At 69.5% G+C, this 19,463-nt stretch carries 16 protein-coding genes; 9 read left to right on the plus strand and 7 right to left on the minus strand.

What is annotated here, in order from left to right:
* Window positions 1-101 precede the first annotated feature (101 nt).
* Together moeZ and KXD98_RS07150 are read left to right on the plus strand one after the other, a co-directional pair.
* Complete coding sequence (moeZ, locus tag KXD98_RS07145; protein ID WP_260762788.1) at window positions 102-1,280, plus strand: adenylyltransferase/sulfurtransferase MoeZ; 1,179 nt, start codon at window positions 102-104, stop codon at window positions 1,278-1,280.
* A 36-nt stretch (window positions 1,281-1,316) separates the two neighbouring features.
* Window positions 1,317-2,171 carry a TIGR02569 family protein gene (locus KXD98_RS07150; RefSeq protein ID WP_260762789.1) on the plus strand — a complete coding sequence of 285 codons (855 nt, stop codon included), beginning with the start codon at window positions 1,317-1,319 and terminating at the stop codon, window positions 2,169-2,171.
* Between the two features lie 118 nt (window positions 2,172-2,289).
* On the opposite strand, the gene KXD98_RS07155 is transcribed toward KXD98_RS07150, so the two are convergent.
* Together KXD98_RS07155 and KXD98_RS07160 are read right to left on the minus strand one after the other, a co-directional pair.
* Window positions 2,290-2,586 carry an MGMT family protein gene (locus KXD98_RS07155; RefSeq protein ID WP_260762791.1) on the minus strand — a complete coding sequence of 99 codons (297 nt, stop codon included), beginning with the start codon at window positions 2,584-2,586 and terminating at the stop codon, window positions 2,290-2,292.
* Between the two features lies 1 nt (window position 2,587).
* Entirely contained in the window at window positions 2,588-3,364 is a 777-nt protein-coding gene (locus KXD98_RS07160; protein WP_260762793.1) for an alpha/beta fold hydrolase, read from the minus strand.
* 79 nt (window positions 3,365-3,443) lie between these two features.
* Here KXD98_RS07160 and KXD98_RS07165 point away from each other — a divergent pair, with 79 nt between their 5' ends.
* Together KXD98_RS07165 and KXD98_RS07170 are read left to right on the plus strand one after the other, a co-directional pair.
* On the plus strand, window positions 3,444-6,560 hold the full coding sequence (locus KXD98_RS07165) for an ATP-dependent DNA helicase (RefSeq protein WP_260762795.1): 3,117 nt from the start codon (window positions 3,444-3,446) through the stop codon (window positions 6,558-6,560).
* The gene (locus KXD98_RS07170; RefSeq protein ID WP_260762798.1) at window positions 6,557-9,817 is read left to right on the plus strand and encodes an ATP-dependent DNA helicase; all 3,261 of its coding nucleotides are present in this window, start codon (window positions 6,557-6,559) and stop codon (window positions 9,815-9,817) included. Before KXD98_RS07165 ends, KXD98_RS07170 begins: the two co-directional genes overlap by 4 nt.
* Before the next feature lie 6 nt (window positions 9,818-9,823).
* Here the strand turns inward: KXD98_RS07170 and KXD98_RS07175 are convergent, their stop codons facing one another.
* The gene (locus KXD98_RS07175) at window positions 9,824-10,213 is read right to left on the minus strand and encodes a hypothetical protein (RefSeq protein ID WP_260762801.1); all 390 of its coding nucleotides are present in this window, start codon (window positions 10,211-10,213) and stop codon (window positions 9,824-9,826) included.
* 46 nt (window positions 10,214-10,259) lie between these two features.
* Between KXD98_RS07175 and KXD98_RS07180 the strand changes: the two genes are divergently transcribed.
* The 3 genes from KXD98_RS07180 to KXD98_RS07190 are packed head-to-tail and all read left to right on the plus strand — an operon-like array spanning window position 10,260 to window position 12,549.
* On the plus strand, window positions 10,260-11,339 hold the full coding sequence (locus KXD98_RS07180; RefSeq protein WP_260762802.1) for a TrkA family potassium uptake protein: 1,080 nt from the start codon (window positions 10,260-10,262) through the stop codon (window positions 11,337-11,339).
* Window positions 11,336-12,265, plus strand: a complete 930-nt coding sequence (nudC, locus tag KXD98_RS07185; RefSeq protein WP_260762804.1) for an NAD(+) diphosphatase — start codon at window positions 11,336-11,338, stop codon at window positions 12,263-12,265. Before KXD98_RS07180 ends, nudC begins: the two co-directional genes overlap by 4 nt.
* Window positions 12,266-12,324: 59 nt before the next feature.
* Window positions 12,325-12,549, plus strand: coding sequence for a hypothetical protein (locus KXD98_RS07190; protein WP_260762807.1), 225 nt, complete (start codon window positions 12,325-12,327; stop codon window positions 12,547-12,549).
* Here the strand turns inward: KXD98_RS07190 and KXD98_RS07195 are convergent.
* A complete protein-coding gene (locus tag KXD98_RS07195) occupies window positions 12,546-12,797 on the minus strand; it encodes a mycoredoxin (RefSeq protein WP_260762809.1) in 252 nt (83 codons plus the stop codon). The two genes, KXD98_RS07190 and KXD98_RS07195, sit on opposite strands and share 4 nt — an antisense overlap.
* A gap of 82 nt (window positions 12,798-12,879) precedes the next feature.
* Here KXD98_RS07195 and KXD98_RS07200 point away from each other — a divergent pair, with 82 nt between their 5' ends.
* Together KXD98_RS07200 and KXD98_RS07205 are read left to right on the plus strand one after the other, a co-directional pair.
* The gene (locus tag KXD98_RS07200; protein ID WP_260762810.1) at window positions 12,880-15,000 is read left to right on the plus strand and encodes an ATP-dependent DNA helicase UvrD2; all 2,121 of its coding nucleotides are present in this window, start codon (window positions 12,880-12,882) and stop codon (window positions 14,998-15,000) included.
* Window positions 15,001-15,420: 420 nt separating this feature from the next.
* Complete coding sequence (locus KXD98_RS07205; RefSeq protein ID WP_260762812.1) at window positions 15,421-15,696, plus strand: WhiB family transcriptional regulator; 276 nt, start codon at window positions 15,421-15,423, stop codon at window positions 15,694-15,696.
* A 19-nt stretch (window positions 15,697-15,715) separates the two neighbouring features.
* Here KXD98_RS07205 and KXD98_RS07210 read toward each other — a convergent pair whose 3' ends face one another.
* The 3 genes from KXD98_RS07210 to KXD98_RS07220 are packed head-to-tail and all read right to left on the minus strand — an operon-like array spanning window position 15,716 to window position 19,419.
* Window positions 15,716-17,053, minus strand: a complete 1,338-nt coding sequence (locus KXD98_RS07210; RefSeq protein WP_260762815.1) for an AarF/ABC1/UbiB kinase family protein — start codon at window positions 17,051-17,053, stop codon at window positions 15,716-15,718.
* A gap of 54 nt (window positions 17,054-17,107) precedes the next feature.
* Window positions 17,108-17,938, minus strand: coding sequence for a cyclodehydratase (locus tag KXD98_RS07215; protein ID WP_260762817.1), 831 nt, complete (start codon window positions 17,936-17,938; stop codon window positions 17,108-17,110).
* 56 nt (window positions 17,939-17,994) lie between these two features.
* The gene (locus KXD98_RS07220; RefSeq protein WP_260762819.1) at window positions 17,995-19,419 is read right to left on the minus strand and encodes a zinc-dependent metalloprotease; all 1,425 of its coding nucleotides are present in this window, start codon (window positions 19,417-19,419) and stop codon (window positions 17,995-17,997) included.
* Between the last annotated feature and the right edge of the window lie 44 nt (window positions 19,420-19,463).

Here is a 19,463-nt window from a genome sequence, read left to right on the forward strand (position 1 = left end):
CTCACCTCGGTTCGATGTGGCACGGGAAGCAGCGGCCCCTCGTTGCTGTTGTGTTCAGTACCTGCTGAGATGGGTCCTAATCGCCAACCAAGGAGAACTCGGTGTCATCCCCGTTGCCGCCGCTGGTCGAGCCAGCGGCTGAACTCACCCGCGAAGAGGTCGCCCGCTACAGCCGGCACCTCATCATTCCCGACCTGGGCATGGACGGGCAGAAACGGCTGAAGAACGCGAAGGTCCTGGTGATCGGGGCCGGCGGGCTGGGATCACCGACGCTGCTCTACCTGGCCGCGGCCGGTGTCGGCACCATCGGCATCGTCGAGTTCGACGTGGTCGACGAGTCCAACCTGCAACGCCAGATCATCCACGGTCAGTCCGACATCGGCCGACCCAAGGGGCAGAGCGCGCGCGATTCGATCACCGAGATCAACCCGCTGGTCGAGGTGCGCCTGCACGAGTTGCGCCTGGAACCCGACAACGCAGTGGAACTGTTCGAGCAGTACGACCTGATCCTCGACGGCACCGACAACTTCGCCACCCGCTACCTGGTCAACGACGCGGCCGTGCTGGCCGGCAAGCCCTACGTCTGGGGCTCGATCTACCGGTTCGAGGGCCAGGTCTCGGTATTCTGGGAGGACGCCCCCGACGGGCTGGGCCTGAACTATCGCGACCTCTATCCCGAGCCACCGCCTCCGGGCATGGTGCCGTCCTGCGCCGAGGGCGGCGTACTCGGCATCCTGTGCTCGTCGATCGCGTCGGTGATGGGCACCGAGGCGATCAAACTCATCACCGGTATCGGCGAGCCGCTGCTGGGCCGGCTGATGGTCTACGACGCGCTGGACATGACCTACCGGACCATCAAGATCCGCAAGGATCCGACCACACCGAAGATCACCGAGCTCATCGACTACGACGCGTTCTGCGGTGTGGTGTCCGAGGACGCCGCCGCCGCCCTCGCCGACGCCACCGTCACCCCCCGCGAGCTGCGCGAGATGCTGGACTCCGGCAAGAAGTACGCGCTGATCGACGTTCGGGAGTCGGTCGAGTGGGACATCAACCGCATCGACGGCGCCGAGCTGATCCCGAAATCGGCCATCGAAGCCGGCGACGGCCTGGCCAAGCTGCCGCACGACCGGGTTCCGGTGCTGTACTGCAAGACCGGCATCCGGTCGGCCGAGGCGCTGGCCGTGGTGAAGAAGGCCGGATTCAGCGATGCGCTGCACTTGCAGGGCGGCATCGTGGCGTGGGCCAAGCAATACGAACCCGACATGGTCATGTACTAACGCGGGGTCACCGCCGGTTGCCCTTACGCTGAGGCGGTGACCGCAGAGCGACCACCAGAGCACGTACTCACGGCTTTCGGGCTGTCCGGGGTGCAGCCGGTGCCGCTGGGCCCCTCCTGGGAGGGCGGCTGGCGCTGCGGTGAGGTGGTGCTCTCGGTGGTACCCGACCACGCCCGCGCGGCCTGGTCGGCCAAGGTGCGCGAGACGCTGTTCGTCGACGGGGTGCGGCTGGCCCGTCCGGTGCGATCCACCGACGGCCGCTACGTCGTGGCGGGCTGGCGGGCCGACACCTATGTCGCCGGCACGCCCGAACCGCGCCATGACGAGGTGGTCTCGGCGGCTGTCCGGTTGCACGAGGCCACCGCCAAACTCGAACGACCCCGATTCCTGACCCAGCCGCCGGTTGCGCCGTGGTCGGACGTCGACGTGTTCACCGCGGCCGACCGCGCTGCCTGGGAGGACCGGCCGCTGCATTCGTTGCCGCCGGGTGCCCGGGTGGCCCCGGCTTCGGCGGACGGACAGAAGTCGATCGAGCTGATCAACCAGCTCGCCACGCTGCGCCGGCCCACCAAGAGCCCCAGTCAGTTGGTGCACGGTGACCTGTACGGCACGGTGCTCTTCGCCGGCACCGCAGCCCCAGGCATCACCGACATCACGCCCTACTGGCGCCCGCCGGCGTGGGCGGCCGGGGTGATCGTGGTCGACGCGCTGTCGTGGGGTGAGGCCGACGACGGTCTGATCGAACGCTGGAACGCGCTGCCGGAGTGGCCGCAGATGTTGTTGCGCGCCTTGATGTTCCGGCTCGCGGTGCACGCCCTTCACCCACGGTCGACCTCAGCGGCGTTTCCCGGTCTGGCCCGCACCGCCGCGCTGGTGCGGCTCGCCGTTTAGGTTGCCGCGAAACGCGAAACGCGAGCCGCGGGCCGCGGGCCGCGAGCCGCGGGCCGCGAAAGTGCCTCCAGCGTAGTGCCGAGGCCCCCGCAGCGACGCTGAGTGCACTTTCGCGGCGTCAGAAGCTGTGGCGGTACCGCGACAACGCAACCCGGCCGTCGTCGGCGAGGACGCCCTCAGCGCGCAGCCGCTCAAGTTGCGCGCTGCGCAGGTGCGGCGCCGGTTGGCCCGTCGCTCGCAGCACCCGGTGCCACGGCAAATCCGACGAGTCGGTGCGCATGATCCAGCCGACGATGCGGGGGCTGGACAGTCTTGCCGCGGCGGCGATATCCCCATAGGTCGCGACGCTTCCCGGCGGGATCGCGGCGACCAGCGCCCGCACCGTCTCGACCTGCTCGTCGGTGATCGCTGCCACGTCAGTCCAGGTGCCGGCGGATCAGAGCCGCGGTTTCGGCGGGACGCGCCAGCGGCACCATGTGGTCGCAATCCCATTCCAGCACCGTCAGACTCGGACCGAGTCCGGCATCGAGGGCGGTGAGCAGCTGGTCGGTGGCGTAGGGCGGCTGCACGCGGGCCGCGCGCACCAGTGTCGTCGCCGTGCCGTCCCGCGGTGTCGGCACGGGCCGGGTCAGCTCACTCCAGTAGGACAGCATCGCCGGAACGCTGATCCGCCAGCCCACCCGCCCGTTGGGCAGCTCGATGAGGTGCTCGTCGAGTTCGCGTTGCAGCTCGGTCTCCTCGACCTCGGCCCAGGAGCCGTCGACCTTCTCCTGACGCGCTTCGGCCCGGTCGGTGTAGTCAGGGCTGCGGTACATCTGGTCGGCGATCTCGCGCATGCGGGCCCCGTCCAACGCGACGGCCGGGTCGAGCAGCACCAGGCCGGACACGAGGTCCGGACGGGCGGCAGCGAGGTTGAGCGCCAGCGCCCCGCCGAAGGAATGGCCCACGACCACCACCGGATGCCGCTCGTCGAGCAATGCCGAGAGCGCCGCGATGTTGGCGTCGATGGACCACGGGGCATCCCAGGACGAACGGCCGTGGCCCAGCAGATCCGGTGCGAGCGTGGTGATGTCGGGCAGATGCCGGGTGAACAAGGTCTCCCAGCGCTTGCCATGGCCGGTCAGACCATGGATGGCCAGCACCCGGGCCGGTCCGGCCGGTCCGTAGCGGTAGGTGTGCAGCACGTCGGTCACAGCTGTCGATGCTGCCAGCCGAGCCGGAGTCGGGTCCAGCCGGCGTCGAGTTGTCAGACCCTCATGGTGTCATGCCCCCATGTCCGCGCCACACACCGAATTGACCCCAGAATCCCTGCGCCGTGGGGATCTGCGCGGCTGGGTGCGGGTGCTCGGTGGGCCCGGCACCGGCAAGAGCTCCCTGTTGGTCGACACCGCCGTCGCCCACATCCAGGCCGGTTGCGAGCCCGAATCGGTGTTGCTGCTGACGGGTTCGGCGCGACTGGGGGCACAGGCGCGGGCGGCGATCACGTCGCGCCTGCTGACCGCCGGCGCGCGACGTGCGGTGCGCGAACCGCTGGTACGCACGGTGCACTCCTACGCGTTCGCGGTGCTGCGGCTGGCAGCGCAGCGGGCCGGCAGCCCCCCGCCGCGGTTGATCACCAGCGCCGAACAGGACGGCATCATCCGCGAGCTGCTGGCCGGGGACGCCGAAGACGGTGACGACTCGCCGGTGCGGTGGCCGGCACGGTTGCGGCCGGCGTTGACCACCTCGGGTTTTGCCACCGAGTTGCGCGACCTGATGGCGCGCTGCAGCGAACGCGGGGTCGATCCTGTTGCACTGCAACGTATCGGGCGGCTGGCCGGACGTGACGAATGGCAGGCCGCCGGACGATTCGCCCAGGCCTACGAGCAGGTGATGCTGTTGCGCTCGGCGGTCGGGATGGCCGCTCCGCAGGCCACCACACCGGCACTGGGCGCCGCCGAGCTCGTCGGTGCCGCGTTGGAGGCCCTGGCCACCGACGCCGATCTGCTGGCCGCCGAGCGTGCCCGGGTCCGGGTGCTTCTGGTCGACGACGCCCAGCACCTTGATCCGCAGGCGGCGCAGCTGGTCACGGTGCTGGCCGGGGGCGCGGATGTCGCGGTGATCGCCGGTGACCCTCAGCAGAGCGTATTCGGTTACCGCGGAGCAGACCCCGCCCTGCTGGCAGGCGAGGGACCGGCGCTGCAGCTGAGCGACTCGCACCGGTGTGCGGCACCGCTGGCGGATGCCATTGGGGCCGTCGCGGCACGGTTGCCCGGCAGTCAATCGCGGCAGGAGTTCACCGGGCGGGTTGCCGAGGGTTCGCTTGCGGTGCGGATCGCCGCGTCCCCGCACGCCGAATCAGCGCTGATCGCCGACGCGTTGCGGCGGGCCCACCTGATCGACGGGCTGCCGTGGAGTCAGATGGCGGTGATCGTGCGCTCGGTTCCGCAGATGGGCGCCGCGCTGAGCCGGGCCCTTTCGGCCGCGGGCGTGCCGGTCGACGTGCTCCACAACGATGCAGCGCTGTCCGACCAGTCGGCGGTGCGGTCGCTGCTGACCGTGCTGCGCGTGACCGCAGAAGGTCTGGACCCCGCAACGGCGTTGGAGTTGGTGACCGGACCGATCGGACGCCTGGACCCGGTGTCGCTGCGCCAGCTGCGGAGGGCGCTGCGCCGGGTCGGCCGCCAACCCGCCGGCGGCGTCGGGGAACTTCTCGTCGACGCGCTGCGCAGCGACACCGAGGGCCTTTCCGATGAGCAGGCCCGGCCGTTGCGGCGGGTGCGCGCGGTGCTGGCCGCGGCTCGCCGCAGCGTGCAGGACGGGCACGATCCCCGGCACACGCTGTGGCAGGCGTGGCACCGCTCGGGTCTGCAACGCCGGTGGTTGACCGCCAGTGAACGCGGCGGCCCGGCCGGGGCGCAGGCCGATCGTGACCTGGACGCGGTGACGGCAATGTTCGATGTTGCCGAGCAGTACGTCACCCGGACGGCCGGGGCCACGGTGGGGGGCCTGATCGACCACCTCGCCGGTCTGGCGCTGCCTCCGGTGCGCAGCGAAGACACCGATACCGACGCGGTGTCGGTGCTCAGCGCGCATTCGTCGCTGCACCGGGACTGGGAGTTCGTCGTGATCGCCGGTGTGCAGGAAGGACTGTGGCCCAACGTCGCCCCACGCGGCGGTGTACTGGCGACCCAGCAGCTCATCGATGTGATCGGCGGTGTCACCGAGCCAGGCCAATCCGGGCTGCCCAGCCGCGCCCCGCTGCTGGCCGAGGAGCGACGTCTACTGATCGCCGCGATGGGCCGCGCGCGCAGCCGGCTGCTCGTGACCGCGGTGGACAGCGATGACAGCGACGAGGCGCTGCTGCCGTCGTCGTTCTGTCATGAATTGGCGAGCGTGGCCACCGAACCGGAACCCGAAGCGTCCGAGCCGATCCGCGCACCCCGGGTGTTGACACCCTCGGCACTGGTGGGCCGACTGCGCTCGGTGGTGTGCGCCGCGCCGGGCGCTGTGGATGACGTCGAGAAGGCCTGTGCTGCCGTGCAGCTGGCGCGATTGGCGCAGGCAGGCGTCACCGGTGCCGATCCCGCATCGTGGTACGGCATGGCGCAGGTGTCCACCTCGGATCCGTTGTGGGACGGCGCGGGTCACGTGGTCACGTTGTCGCCCTCGACACTGCAGACGCTGTCGGATTGCCCGCTGCGCTGGCTGCTGGAACGCCACGGCGGCAGCCGCGGACGAGATGTGCGCTCGACGTTGGGGTCGTTGGTGCACGCCCTGGTCAGTGAGTCCGGCAGAAGCGAGTCAGCTCTACTGGCCGAGCTCGAAAAGGTCTGGGGGGGACTGCAGTTCGATGCCCAATGGTACGCCGACAATGAGCTGGCTCGCCACGCCGAGATGCTGCAGACGTTCATGCGCTGGCGCAGCGGAACACGTCACGAACTGACCGAGGTCGGCACCGAAGTCGATGTCGAGGGCCAGATCGAGGGCGCCGAGGGCGACCTGCCCGGGGTCCGCGTGCGCGGGCGCCTCGATCGGGTGGAACGCGACAGCGCCGGCCGCCTGGTCGTCGTCGACATCAAGACCGGCAAGAGCCCGGTCAGCAAGGACGACGCACAGCGCCACGCCCAGCTGGTGATGTACCAGTTGGCGGTCGCGGCAGGTCTTCTCGCCGACGGCGACCAGCCTGGTGGCGGGCGACTGGTCTATCTGGGTCGGACCAGCCGCGGCAGTGCCACCCAGCGTGAGCAGGACGCACTGACACCCGATGGTGTCACGCAATGGCGCACCGAGGTGGCTCGAACCGCCGCAACGACGCAGGGTCCAGAGTTCGTCGCCAAGGTCAACGACGGCTGCGCACACTGCCCGGTGCGCGCCATGTGTCCCGCCCAGAACAGGAGTCAGCAGTGACCACAGCTCGTTACAGCCCCGCCGAACTGGCCGACGCTCTCGGGCTTTTCGCGCCGACCGACGAGCAGGCCGCGGTCATCGCCGCCCCGCCCGGACCCCTGGTCGTGATCGCCGGTGCCGGCGCAGGCAAGACCGAGACGATGGCCGCGCGGGTGGTCTGGCTGGTGGCCAACGGCTACGCACGCCCCAGCGAGGTGCTCGGTCTGACCTTCACCCGCAAGGCCGCCGGCCAGCTGCTGCGGCGGGTTCGGGCCCGGCTGGCTCGGCTCGCCGGCGCGGGCCTGGTGATCCCGAGTACCGAGCTCACCGACGACCCGGTCACCATCAGCACTTACCACGCATTCGCGGGCACGCTGTTGCGCGAGTTCGGGCTGTTGCTTCCCGTGGAGCCCGACGTCCGGCTGCTCGGCGAAACCGAACTGTGGCAGCTGGCGTTTCGGGTCGTCTGTGAACACCCCGCAGATCTGCCCACCGAGAAGTCGCCGGCCGCGATCACGGCGATGGTGCTCAGACTCGCCGGACAGCTCTCCGAGCACCTTGTCGACACCGGCGAGCTGCGCGACACTCACGTCGAACTCGATCGGCTGGTGCACACCTTGCCGGCCGGGCGCTACCAGCGTGACCGCGGCCCCAGCCAGTGGCTGCTGCGGATGCTGGCGACCCAGACCGAGCGGACCCTGCTGGTTCCGTTGATCGACGCGCTGCACCAGCGGATGCGCGAGGAGCGCGTGGTCGACTTCGGCATGCAGATGGCCTCGGCGGCACGGTTGGCCGCGCAGTGCCCGCAGGTGGGTGAGCAACTGCGGCAGCGTTTCCGGGTGGTGCTTCTCGACGAGTACCAGGACACCGGGCACGCTCAACGGATCGCGTTGTCCTCGCTGTTCGGTGGTGGAGCCGACGACGCTCTGGCACTGACCGCGGTCGGTGATCCGATCCAGTCCATCTACGGCTGGCGCGGCGCATCGGCGACCAATTTGCCACGGTTCGCCACCGACTTCCCGTTCTCCGACGGCAGCCCGGCGCCGGTGCTGGAACTGCGGACCAGTTGGCGCAACCCGGCCGAGGTGCTGCATGTGGCCAATGAGGTGTCCGCCGACGCGCGCCGACGTTCGGTGGCGGTGCGGGCGTTGCGGTCGCGCCCACACGCCGAACCGGGCGACGTGCGGTGCGCTCTGCTGACCGATGTCGAAGCCGAGCGCGAATGGGTGGCCGGGGAGATCGCCCAGCGCTACCACGCCGGCGTCGCCGCGACCGGTGGCGCGCCCACCGCCGCAGTGTTGGTGCGCCGCAATGCTGATGCGGCCCCGATGGCTGAGGCGCTGAGCCGGCGCGGTGTCGCGGTCGAGGTCGTCGGTGTCGCGGGGCTGTTGGCGGTGCCCGAGGTCGCCGACGTGGTGGCGATGGTCCGACTGGCCGCCGACCCGACGGCCGGGCCGGCCGCGCTGCGCGTGCTGACCGGACCGCGGTGGCACCTCGGGGCCCGCGACATCGCGGCGCTGTGGCGCCGGGCGGTGACGCTGCACGCCGGTGATCCGGTCCCGGCGGCCGGCAGTCCCGCCGAACAGGTGGTCGCCCAGTCGGGCCCCGATGCCGAAGAGGCCGCCCTGGCCGACGCACTGGCTGATCCAGGTCCCGCCGAGGCCTACTCGGCGCTGGGTTACCAGCGCATCGTCGCGCTGGGCCGCGAGCTGACCGCGCTGCGCGCCCACCTGGAAAGCCCGCTGCCCGAGCTGATCGCCGAAGTTCGCCGCCTGCTGGGTGTCGACGCCGAGGCGCGGGCAGCGCAGCCGGTCACTGCGGGCTGGTCGGGCACCGAGCACCTCGACGCGTTCAGCGACGTGGTCGCCGACTATGCCTCGCGGCCGGGCGCGACCCTGGCAGGCCTGCTGGGCTTTCTCGACACCGCCGAGGACGTCGAGAACGGTCTGGCGCCGGCCGAGATCAGCGTGGCGCAAGACCGCGTCCAGATTCTGACCGTGCACGCCGCCAAGGGCCTGGAGTGGCAGGTTGTGGCGGTACCCCACCTCAGCGGGCGGGTGTTCCCGTCGACGGCGTTGCCGCGCACCTGGCTCACCGATGCTGCCGACCTGCCGCCACTGCTGCGCGGCGATTGCGCCACAGTGTCCGAGCATGGTGTGCCGGTCCTCGACACCACTGCGGTCAGTGACCGTAAAGGACTGTCGGACACGATCTCCGACCACAAGCGCAGTCTCGAACAGCGGCGCACCGACGAAGAGCGGCGGTTGCTCTACGTGGCGATCACCCGGGCCGAGCACACGCTGTTGGTCTCCGGGCACCATTGGGGCGCCACCGAGTCCACGCCGCGCGGGCCGTCGACGTTTCTGTGTGAGCTCAAGGAGATCATCGACGCGTCGACCGCTGCGGGCACGCCGTGCGGCACTGTGGCCGCGTGGGCCGACGCGCCCGCCGATGGTGATCCCAACCCGCTGCGCGACCGTGTCATCGAGGCGAGGTGGCCCGTCGACCCGATCGCGGCCCGGCGCAGCGCCACCGACCACGGCGCCGCCCTGGTCGCCCAAGCGATGAACACCGAGGGATGCGACGTCGCGCCGGTCGACAGCCAGGGCTGGGCGGCCGATGTCGACGCGCTGCTGACCGAACGCGAGCGGGCCCAGCAGCGGCCGCCGGCGCCGCTGCCCGCAGCGCTGTCGGTGAGCACAGTGGTCGAACTCGGCCGTGACCCGCAGGCTGCCGCCCAACGGCTCCGGCGCCGACTGCCTCGGCGACCGGACTCGCATGCGCTGTTGGGCACTGCATTTCATGAGTGGGTGCAGCGCTACTTCCAGTCCGACAAGCTCTTCGACCTCGATGACCTACCCGGCGCAGTGGACGCCGACCGGCACGACCGTGCTGAACTGGAGGAACTGCAGACCGCGTTCGCGCTGTCGCAGTGGGCCGCCCGGACCCCGATCGAGGTCGAGGTTCCGTTCGACATGATGCTCGGCGACCGGGTGGTGCGCGGGCGCATCGACGCGGTGTTCGCCGACGACGACGGCGGTGTCACAGTGCTGGACTGGAAGACCGGCGAGCCGCCCTCGGATCCGGAAGAGCTGCAGCACAACGCGATTCAGTTGGCAATCTATCGCCTGGCGTGGGCGCAGCTGCACGGTTGTCCACTGGTCTCGGTGCGTGCGGTGTTTCACTACGTGCGGCACGGACAGACCGTGACGCCCGCCGATCTCCCCGACGCCGAGGATCTGGCCGCGCTGATCACGCGCAGTGATCAGGCGGCCTGACCGCGGTCAGGACTGTCGGTAGATCTTGACGGCCTGGGTGATCATCGGAATCTGCAGCGGCAGCCGGGCCAGTGCGGCGAGCCGCATCGGCAGCGGCTTGTCTTTCCACAGCCGGACCATGTTGACATTGGCGGGGAACACCGAGACGTACAGGGCGACCGCGGCAAGCGCGCCCAGGCGGCGGGTGCGTGGCGCCAGCAGCATGGCGCCGATGGCCACCTCGGCGGCACCGGAGGCGTAGGTGTAGGAGCGGGCGCTGCCGGGCAGTTCGGCCGGGACGATGTCGTCGAACGGTTTGGGGGCGATGAAGTGCAGCGCGCCGATGCCGAGCAGCATCGCACCGGTCCGGTTCGCGCGTGTCGCGGCCTGCTGTGCTGCCGTGGAGGGAGTGGTCATGATTACATTGTGCTGGTGCGGCAGGCTCACGCGATGACCGGTCCCGGTGGCTAAGGGGCGACTGCGGCGAAGGCTCAGCCGCATCAACCAGCCCTTGGCCGACCGTCCGGTGCATTCGCTCGTGGACCGGGTGCAGATCCCGCAGGACGTTGCCAGTCCGTGGGTGCGGATCACCAAGCGCATCGTGATCGCCCTGGCGGTGCTGTGCGCGGTGGTCGCGATCGTCTACCTCGACCGCGACGGATACAGCGACACTCAAAAAGATGGTCTCACCCTGCTCGATTGCTTCTACTACGCGACGGTGTCGCTGTCGACGACCGGATACGGCGACATCGCGCCGATCACCGAGCGAGCCCGGCTCATCAACGTCCTGGTGATCACCCCGCTGCGGGTGGCGTTCCTGATCGTGCTGATCGGCACCACGGTCGAGACGCTGACTACCGAATCGCGCCAGGCGTTCAAGATCCAGCAGTGGAGGAACAAGGTGCGTAACCACACGGTCGTCATCGGGTACGGGACGAAGGGCCGCACCGCCGTGGCGGCAATGGTCGGCGACGAGATCGCTCCGGGCGACATCGTGGTGGTCGACGAGGACACCGCGGCACTGGAACGGGCCAAGAGTGCCGGGTTGGTCACGGTGCGCGGCTCGGCCACCGATTCCGAGGTCCTGCGGTTGGCCGGCGCCCAGCACGCCAAGACCATCATCGTCGCCGCCAATCGTGACGACACCGCGGTGCTGGTCACCCTCACGGCCCGGGAGCTCGCCCCGAAGGCCAAGATCATCGCCGCGGTCCGCGAAACCGACAACGAACATCTGCTCAAGCAGTCCGGCGCCGACTCCACCGTGGTGACCTCGGAGACCGCGGGTCGGCTGTTGGGCATCGCCGTACAGACCCCCAGCGTCGTGGCGATGATGGAGGATCTGCTGACCCCCAACGCCGGATTCGCCATCGCAGAGCGCGAAGTGGGGCCCAAGGAGGTCGGTGGTTCGCCGCGGCACCAGGCCGACATTGTGCTCGGGGTGGTGCGCAACCAGAAGCTGTTCCGCGTCGACGATCCCGAGGTCGATGCACTTGAGCAAGGCGACCGGTTGCTCTACATCCGAAGCAACGAGAGCGAGCGATGAGCACCTTCCGGCTGCGTCAGGTGCCGTTGCTCTCCCGGGTGGGCGCCGACCGTGCCGACACGCTGCGCACCGACATCGACGCGGCCGTGGCAGGTTGGGCCGACGCCCTGCTGTTGCGGGTGGACCGTCGCAGTCAAGTGCTGATCTCGGCGGGCGCAGCCGTGTTGAACCGGGCCGCGTCGATCGGCGACTCGCCGCCCGAGCATGCGGTGTTCCTCGGCCGGCTCAACGACGGTCGCCACGTCTGGGCTGTGCGGGCCGAACTCGAACCGCCCGCCGACCTCGATACCCCCGTCGAAGTGCTCGACCTGCGCCGCACCGGCGACATTTTCGACGACGTCAGCGCCCAACTGGTCGCCACCGCCACCGCGCTGCTGAATTGGCATGACGCCGCCCGATTTTCACCTGTCGACGGCGCACCGACCACGCCGATCAAAGCGGGGTGGGGTCGGGTCGACCCGCGCACCGGACGCGAGGAGTTCCCGCGGATCGACCCGGCGGTGATCTGCCTGGTCCACGACGGCCACGACCGGGCGGTGCTGGCCCGTCAGACGGTGTGGCCCAAACGGCTGTTCTCCATCCTGGCCGGATTCGTCGAGGCGGGTGAATCGTTCGAATCCTGCGTGGTGCGCGAGATCGCCGAGGAGATCGGCCTGACGGTGACCGATGTCGAATACCTGGGCAGTCAGCCGTGGCCGTTCCCGCGCTCGCTGATGGTCGGCTTCCATGCGGTCGGCGACCCCGAGCAGCAGTTCGCGTTCAACGACGGCGAAATCGCCGAGGCGGCCTGGTTCAGCCGCACCGAGATCCGCGAGGCACTGCATCGGGGGGACTGGGGCTCGGCGGCCGACGATGCCAAGCTGCTGCTGCCCGGTTCCATCTCGATCGCCCGCGAGATCATCGAGTCCTGGGCCGCGGGGGACTGACGCCCGGCGGCACCCACTAAGCTGAATGACCACAGTCAGCGAACAGAACGGATGCCGCCGTGGAGACCTTGATTCCCGCCACCGTCAGGCAAGCCCGATGGCTGTTGGTCGGCGGCGCCTTCATGGCCGTGCTCGGCCTGCTGCGAGTGGTCGGGTTCGTCAACCACGGCGGCATCGTCTACCTCGGGATGGGCGCGCTGTTCCTGACCCTTGCGGTGTTGTCGGTATACGCCGGCGTCACCCGGATCCGGCGCGGCGAGGAGAACCGCAGCCAGCGCGGTTAGCCGGCGAGTTTGGCCTTGACCTGCTTGATGGACGGGTTGGTCAGCGTGGTGCCGTCGGGGAACTCCAGGGTGGGCACCACATGGTTGCCTCCGTTGACCGAGCCGACGAACTCCGCGGCCTCCGGGTTGGCCTCGATGTCGACCTCGGTCCACGCGATGCCTTCGGCCTTGAGCGCCGTCTTCAGGCGCGAGCAGTAACCGCACCACGTGGTGGTGTACATCGTCACAGTGGTTTCGTCAGCGCTCATAAGCACTTCAACGTAGTCGACGCGCCCGACATGCCCGTCCCGAGGTCCACGCTTGTCAGGCCGCGCTGCCATGATGGTCGCCATGGCCCCGACAGCGCGCGACAAGCTGCTCGGCGACCTCGACGACGAACAGCGTGACGCCGTGCTGGCCCCCCGCGGGCCGGTGTGCGTGCTGGCCGGCGCCGGCACCGGCAAGACCCGCACCATCACCCGCCGGATCGCCCACCTGGTCACCGGCGGTCACGTCGCCCCCGCGCAGGTGCTGGCGGTGACGTTCACCCAACGCGCAGCCGGCGAGATGCGGGCCCGGCTCCGCGGGCTCAGCGGTGACGAGGACGGTGCGTCCACGGCATCGGTGCAGGCGATGACGTTCCACGCCGCCGCGCGCCGCCAGCTGTCCTACTTCTGGCCCCGCGTGGTGGGCAGCACCGACTGGCAGCTGATGGACTCCAAGTTCGCGATCGTCGCGCAGGCGGCCAACCGCACCGGGCTGCCCACCGGAACCGAGAACGTGCGGGACCTGGCCGGCGAGATCGAATGGGCCAAAGCCTCACTGATCAGCCCGGAAACCTACCCGGCCGAGGTGGCCGCGGTGGGCCGCGACATTCCGTTCGACGCCGAGAAGATCGCCGCGGCCTACGCGGGCTACGAGTCGCTCAAAGCGCGCAACAGCGATCTCATGCTGCTGGATTTCGATGACCTTCTGCTGCACACCGCCGCGGCCATCGAGAACGACGCCGCGGTCGCCCAGGAGTTCCGCGACCGCTACCGCTGCTTCGTCGTCGACGAGTACCAGGACGTCACCCCGCTGCAGCAGCGGGTGCTCGACGCCTGGCTCGGCGACCGCGACGACCTCACCGTCGTCGGTGACGCCAACCAGACCATCTACTCGTTCACCGGCGCTTCGCCGCGCTACCTGCTGGACTTCTCGCGGCGATTCCCCGATGCGGCGGTCATCCGGCTGGAACGGGACTACCGCTCCACCCCGCAGGTGGTGTCGCTGGCCAACCGCGTCATCGCCGCCGCCCGCGGCCGGATGGCCGGCAGCAGACTGCACCTGATCGGCCAGCGTCCACCCGGCCCCAATCCGCAGTTCAAGGAGTTCCCCGACGAGGTCGCCGAGGCCGGCGCAGTCGCCGCCGCGGTCAAGAAGCTGGTCGAGGCGGGCACCCCGGCCGCCGAGGTGGCGGTGCTCTACCGGATCAACGCGCAGTCGGAGGTCTACGAAGAGGCACTGACCGAGGCCGGCATCCCATTCCAGGTCCGCGGCGGCGAAGGATTCTTCACCCGCCAGGAGGTCCGGCAGGCCCTGTTGGCGCTGCAGCGGACCGCCGAACGCGACCACGACAACGAGGAGCCGACCGGCGCGGGTCTGTCCGCGCTGGTCCGCACCACGCTGGAACCGCTGGGGTTGACCGCCGAAGCCCCGCTGGGCACCCGGGCCCGTGATCGGTGGGAGGCGTTGGTGGCGCTGGCCGAGTTGGTCGACGACGAGGTGGCCCAGCGTCCGGAACTGACCCTGCGGGCCGTGCTCGTCGAACTGCGCCAGCGCGCCGACGCCCGGCACCCGCCCGTGGTCCAAGGTGTCACGTTGGCCTCACTGCACGCGGCCAAAGGTCTGGAATGGGATGCGGTGTTCCTCGTCGGATTGGCCGACGGCACGCTGCCGATCTCACACGCGCTCAGCCACGGCGCCGACAGCGAGCCGGTGGAGGAAGAGCGGCGGTTGCTCTACGTCGGAATCACAAGGGCACGAGTGCATTTGACGCTCAGCTGGGCGCTGGCGCGCAACCCCGGCGGCCGTCAGGGTCGGCGGCCGTCGCGTTTCCTCAACGGCATTGCCCCGCAGTCGCAGCGCGAGGACAGCCCCAGCCGGCCGCGCAAAACCCGCGGGCCCGCTCCGCGGTGCCGAATCTGCAACGCCCCGTTGACCGCGTCGGCGGCGATCATGCTGCGGCGTTGCGAGAGCTGCCCGTCCAACATCGACGAACAGTTGCTCGCCGACCTCAAAGAGTGGCGGCTGCGGATGTGCAAGGAGATGAACGTCCCGGCCTACGTGGTGTTCACCGACAACACGTTGATCGCCATCGCCGAGTCGATGCCCAGCGACGAGGCTGCGCTGGTCGCCATCCCGGGAATCGGTGCACGCAAGCTCGAGCAGTTCGGCACCGATGTGCTCGCACTGGTCAAGAGCCGCCAATAATCGACAAGATCGTGCCAAAAGTACTGGTCAAAAATGAGTTGTGGGCCAGAAGTGCTAGCGTCTAGCCTCGAAGAACACGTGCGAAAGGAGGGTGCCGTAACCATGAAGAGCAATCACGCAGTCGATCACGCTGACAAAGGCGTAGCTGCTTCGGTCATGCCCGGTGCCCCCGCGTTCGCTGTCGCCGGGGCTCATCCCGCCATTGCCACCGCCGCTGCCGCCGCGCCGCGTAAGCGTCGCGCCGCCCGCGCAATTGCCGCGTCCGTGAGGGGCTTCCGTTAGGTAGACCCGCTCAACGCCTCCAGGCCACGGACCCGCAATCGGATCCGTGGCCTTTTTCGTTCGCCGGCCAGGTCACCGGATTCGTCCCAGACAACCAGCACACCGACAACCGACGACCGAGAAAGCAGAGGACCGCACATGTCTTCGCCGACATGCGATGCAACGAAGCTGGCGTTACCGTGTCACGTCGAGGACCCCGACCTGTGGTTCGCCGACGACCCGCAAGACCTCGAGCGCGCCAAGGAGCTGTGCGCGCAGTGTCCGCTGCAACGCGAATGCCTCAGTGCGGCATTGCAGCGTCAGGAGCCGTGGGGAGTGTGGGGCGGCGAGATTCTCGACCGCGGCTCCGTCATCGCCCGTAAGCGGCCCCGGGGCCGACCCCGCAAGGACGCGAAAGACCCTGTGGCCGCGTGAGGTTCGGCCGGCCCCGACGTCAGACGGCGTCGGGGTCGGCGAAGCCCGGCACGGACTCCTCGGCGATGCGCCTGGTGGGCACGTGGGCGTCGAGCTGACACGAGATCGCCACGATCGACGCGATCACCCGCATCGGGATCGCCAGCTTCGGCGGAATGTCCATCTGCCGGGCAGCCTTGATCTGCCCGGCGGCCTTGTCGAGTTCCAGGGTCGTCAGCCGCTGTAGCCACTTGCGGTTGTAGTGGAACACCGGAACCTCCAGCGGGTCGACGTACTGCTTGAGCATGTCGTCGATCTCGCGGGTGGACACCTGCTGACCCTTCTGGATGAAGCCGGCCTTCTGCATGGTGGGCAACAACTTGTCGTAGTTCTTGTCGACGGCGTAGCGCAGGGTCAGGCCGAGTTCGAGCGGCCAGCCGCCCGGCATCGGCGCCACCGCTCCGAAGTCGATGACGCCCATCTTGTCCTCGGGCATCAGCATGAAGTTCCCGGGGTGCGCGTCGCCGTGCACCATCTCCAGCCGGGTCGGCGCGTCGTTGCAGAACTCGAACAGCCGAGTGGCCATCAGGTCGCGCTGGTCCTGGGTGCCCTCGCGGATGATCTGGGAGAGCGGGATGCCCTCGATCCACTCCTGGATGACGACCTTGGGTGAGCTGGCGACCACATGAGGGACGACGAATTTCGGGTCGTCGGCGTAGGCCTTGGCGAACGCGCGTTGATTGTCGGCTTCGAGCCGGTAGTCCAGTTCCATCTCGGTGCGCGAGATCAGCTCGTCGACCACGCCCTGCACGTCGGCGCCGGGGGAGAGTTGCTTGAGCACACTGACCATGCGTTGCATGGTTTTCAGGTCGGCGCGCAACGCTTCGTCGGCGCCCGGGTACTGGATCTTCACCGCGACCTGGCGACCGTCAGACCAGACGGCCTTGTGCACCTGGCCGATGCTGGCCGAGGCCACCGACGTGTCGTCGAAGGACTGGAACCGGTCGCGCCACTTGGTGCCCAGTTGCTGGTCGAGCACCCGGTGTACGCGCGGGGCAGGCAGCGGTGGAGCCTCACGCTGCAGTTTGGTCAACGCCTCGCGGTAGGGCTTGCCGTACTGCTCGGGGATCGCGGCTTCCATCACCGACAGCGCCTGGCCCACCTTCATCGCGCCGCCCTTGAGCTCGCCGAGCACGGTGAACAGCTGCTGGGCGGCCTTGTCCATCAGCTCGGCGTTGACCTCGTCCTTGGACTTTCCGGTCAGACGCTTTCCGAAGCCCAGCGCGGCACGCCCGGCCATCCCCACCGGCAGCGACGCCAACTTGGCGTTGCGTGCTGCGCGGCCCCGCTTGATCTCACTCACGGCTCCATCATCCACGAATCGGCTGAACTTCGACCAACCAGTTGGCAACCCGGGATCGGTGGCGCGCTGTCAGCACCAGCAGTTCGGGTGCCGCGACCACCGGCGGGTGGCCACCGACCCGGTGCGGACGTCGAACTCGAGGGTGGTGTCCAGCGTCAACGGCGCCGGGGCCGGGGCGGTGCCGTCGTGGGCCAAGGCGCCCAATACGCGGTCGATCTCACCGAGCGCCAGACCGGCGGTGGCCAGCACGGTGGCCCGGTCCGCGGTGCCGACGGTCTGACACAACTGCGACGCGACAGCCGGCCACGCGGCATCCCGGTCGCTGCGGTGCATGTCGGCGCAGCGCAGACAACTGGTCACCCCGGGTATGACCAACGGCCCGATCAACCCGGTGCCGTCGCGCACCCGCACCGGGAGGTGGGCGACGCCGGCGTCCTGCAGGTCTCGCACCACACGAGGGTCGGCGACCAGGTAGTCGGTGAGCACCGCCAGCTCTGCCGACCCGGTGGAGGCGTGCGTGCGGCTGCTGCGACTGACCCGAACATTGTTGGCGCGCAATGCGGTACTGAGCAGATCCGACAGCGGCCCGCTGCCATGTATCCGTACCGCCGCCGAGCGCGCCCGCGGCGCAACGGCGGTGGTGGCCACCCCGGTGGAAAGCAGACCGGTGAGCAGGTCCGACACCGCGTCGGCGGGCACCCCGTGTTGGGCGGCCCTGGACTGCAGGTCAGAGACCGTCGCGGCGTCCTGCAATGCACGCAGCAACTCGGCCAGGACCGCAGCCGGCAGACCGTCGGGCGGGCGCACCACCACTGCGCGGCGCGGGTCCCAGCCCACCTGCACGCAGCCGTCTGGTCGGGACAGCACCGGCGTCGCCGGATCGAGCGCATAGCGCGTCATGTGACGACAGTGGCATGCGCGGACGACGACCCATGCAGTTATCCACAGGCGCTGCGCTACTGGGGAGAATCCGGACCGTTCTCGCGGTGCTCGCGCTCGCGTTCCTCGTCCAGAGCCTGTTCGATGGCGCTGTCGAGGTCGCTGGTGTCCCCGCCGATCACCCGGTCGATGAACCCCGCCGGCTCGTCGAGATCGGAGGCGCTGGGCAGCAGATCGGGGTGCTGCCACACCGCGTCGCGCGCGTCCGAGCCGACCGCCTGGGTCAGCTTGTCCCACAGTTGGGCGGCCTCGCGCATCTTGCGCGGCCGCAACTCCAGTCCGACGAGGGTGGCGAAGGTCTGCTCGGCCGGACCACCGGTGGCCCGACGACGGCGCAGGGTTTCACTCAGAGCCGAGGTCCCTGGAATCCGGTCGCCGAGCGCCGCGGCGACCACGGTCTGAACCCAGCCCTCGATCAGCGCGAGCAACGTCTCCAGCCGTTCCAGCGCCGCGGTCTGCTCCGGGGTGGCCTTGGGCTCGAAGATGCCCTGGTTGAGCAGCTGCTCCAGCTGGGACGGATCGGTCAGCGCGGACGGGTCGAACCCTTGGGCGAACTCCTCGATGCCGCTCATGTCGATCTTGGTGCCCTTGGCGAACGCTTCCACGGTGTTGAGCAGCTGCGAAGACAGCCACGGAACGTGGCTGAACAGCCGGTGGTGGGCGGCTTCGCGCGCAGCCAGGAACGTGACGATCTCACTGCGCGGCTGTTCGAGACCGTCGGCGAAGGCCTCGATGGCCTCGGGCATCAGCGCGGCCACCCCTTTGGGGCCCAGCGGCAGCCCGATGTCGGTGGAGGTCAACACTTCCCGCGACAACGTGCCCAAGGCCTGCCCCAGCTGCGAGCCGAAAGCCATGCCACCCATCTGCGACATCATCGCCAACAGCGGGCCCGCCATGGCTTGGGCTTCTTCGGGCAGCGCGGAGGCCCACACCGTGGAGATCTGCTCGGCGACCGGGTCGCACAACCGCTTCCAGGTCTCCAGCGTGTTGTCGATCCAGTCCGTCGGCGTCCACGCCGCGGTGCGGGTGCTGCCCGCAGGCAGCGCGGTGGCACCGTCGAGCCAGGTCTCGGCCAGCCGTACCGCGTCGGCCAACGCGGTGGCGGTGTGCTCCGGGATGGGGGCGACGAAACCGATCGAGCTGGCCGCCAGCTGACGTGCCAGGTCGTAGTTCACCGGACCGGCGGCCTTGCCGCCGGCCATCGCGGTGCCGGCGCCGCTGAACATCTCGCCCAGTTTGCTGAAGATCTGGCCGAGCTGGGACATGTCGAACTCGTTACCGCCCGCTGCGGCGAACGGGTTTCCACCCGGGAACCCCCCGAAGGGGTCACCGCCGGCCGGGCCGGAGGAGGGATCGTTGCCCGCACCGGAGCCGGGATCGTTCTTGCGCTTGTCACGCTCGGGGTCGTCCCCGGGGGAGAACCCGAAGGGCAGGTCAGCCATGCCCTCAACGGTACTCATCGCCGACCGGTCGCGCGCGGACGCGG

Source organism: Mycobacterium sp. SMC-4 (assembly GCF_025263265.1).
Taxonomy (GTDB): Bacteria; Actinomycetota; Actinomycetes; order Mycobacteriales; family Mycobacteriaceae; genus Mycobacterium.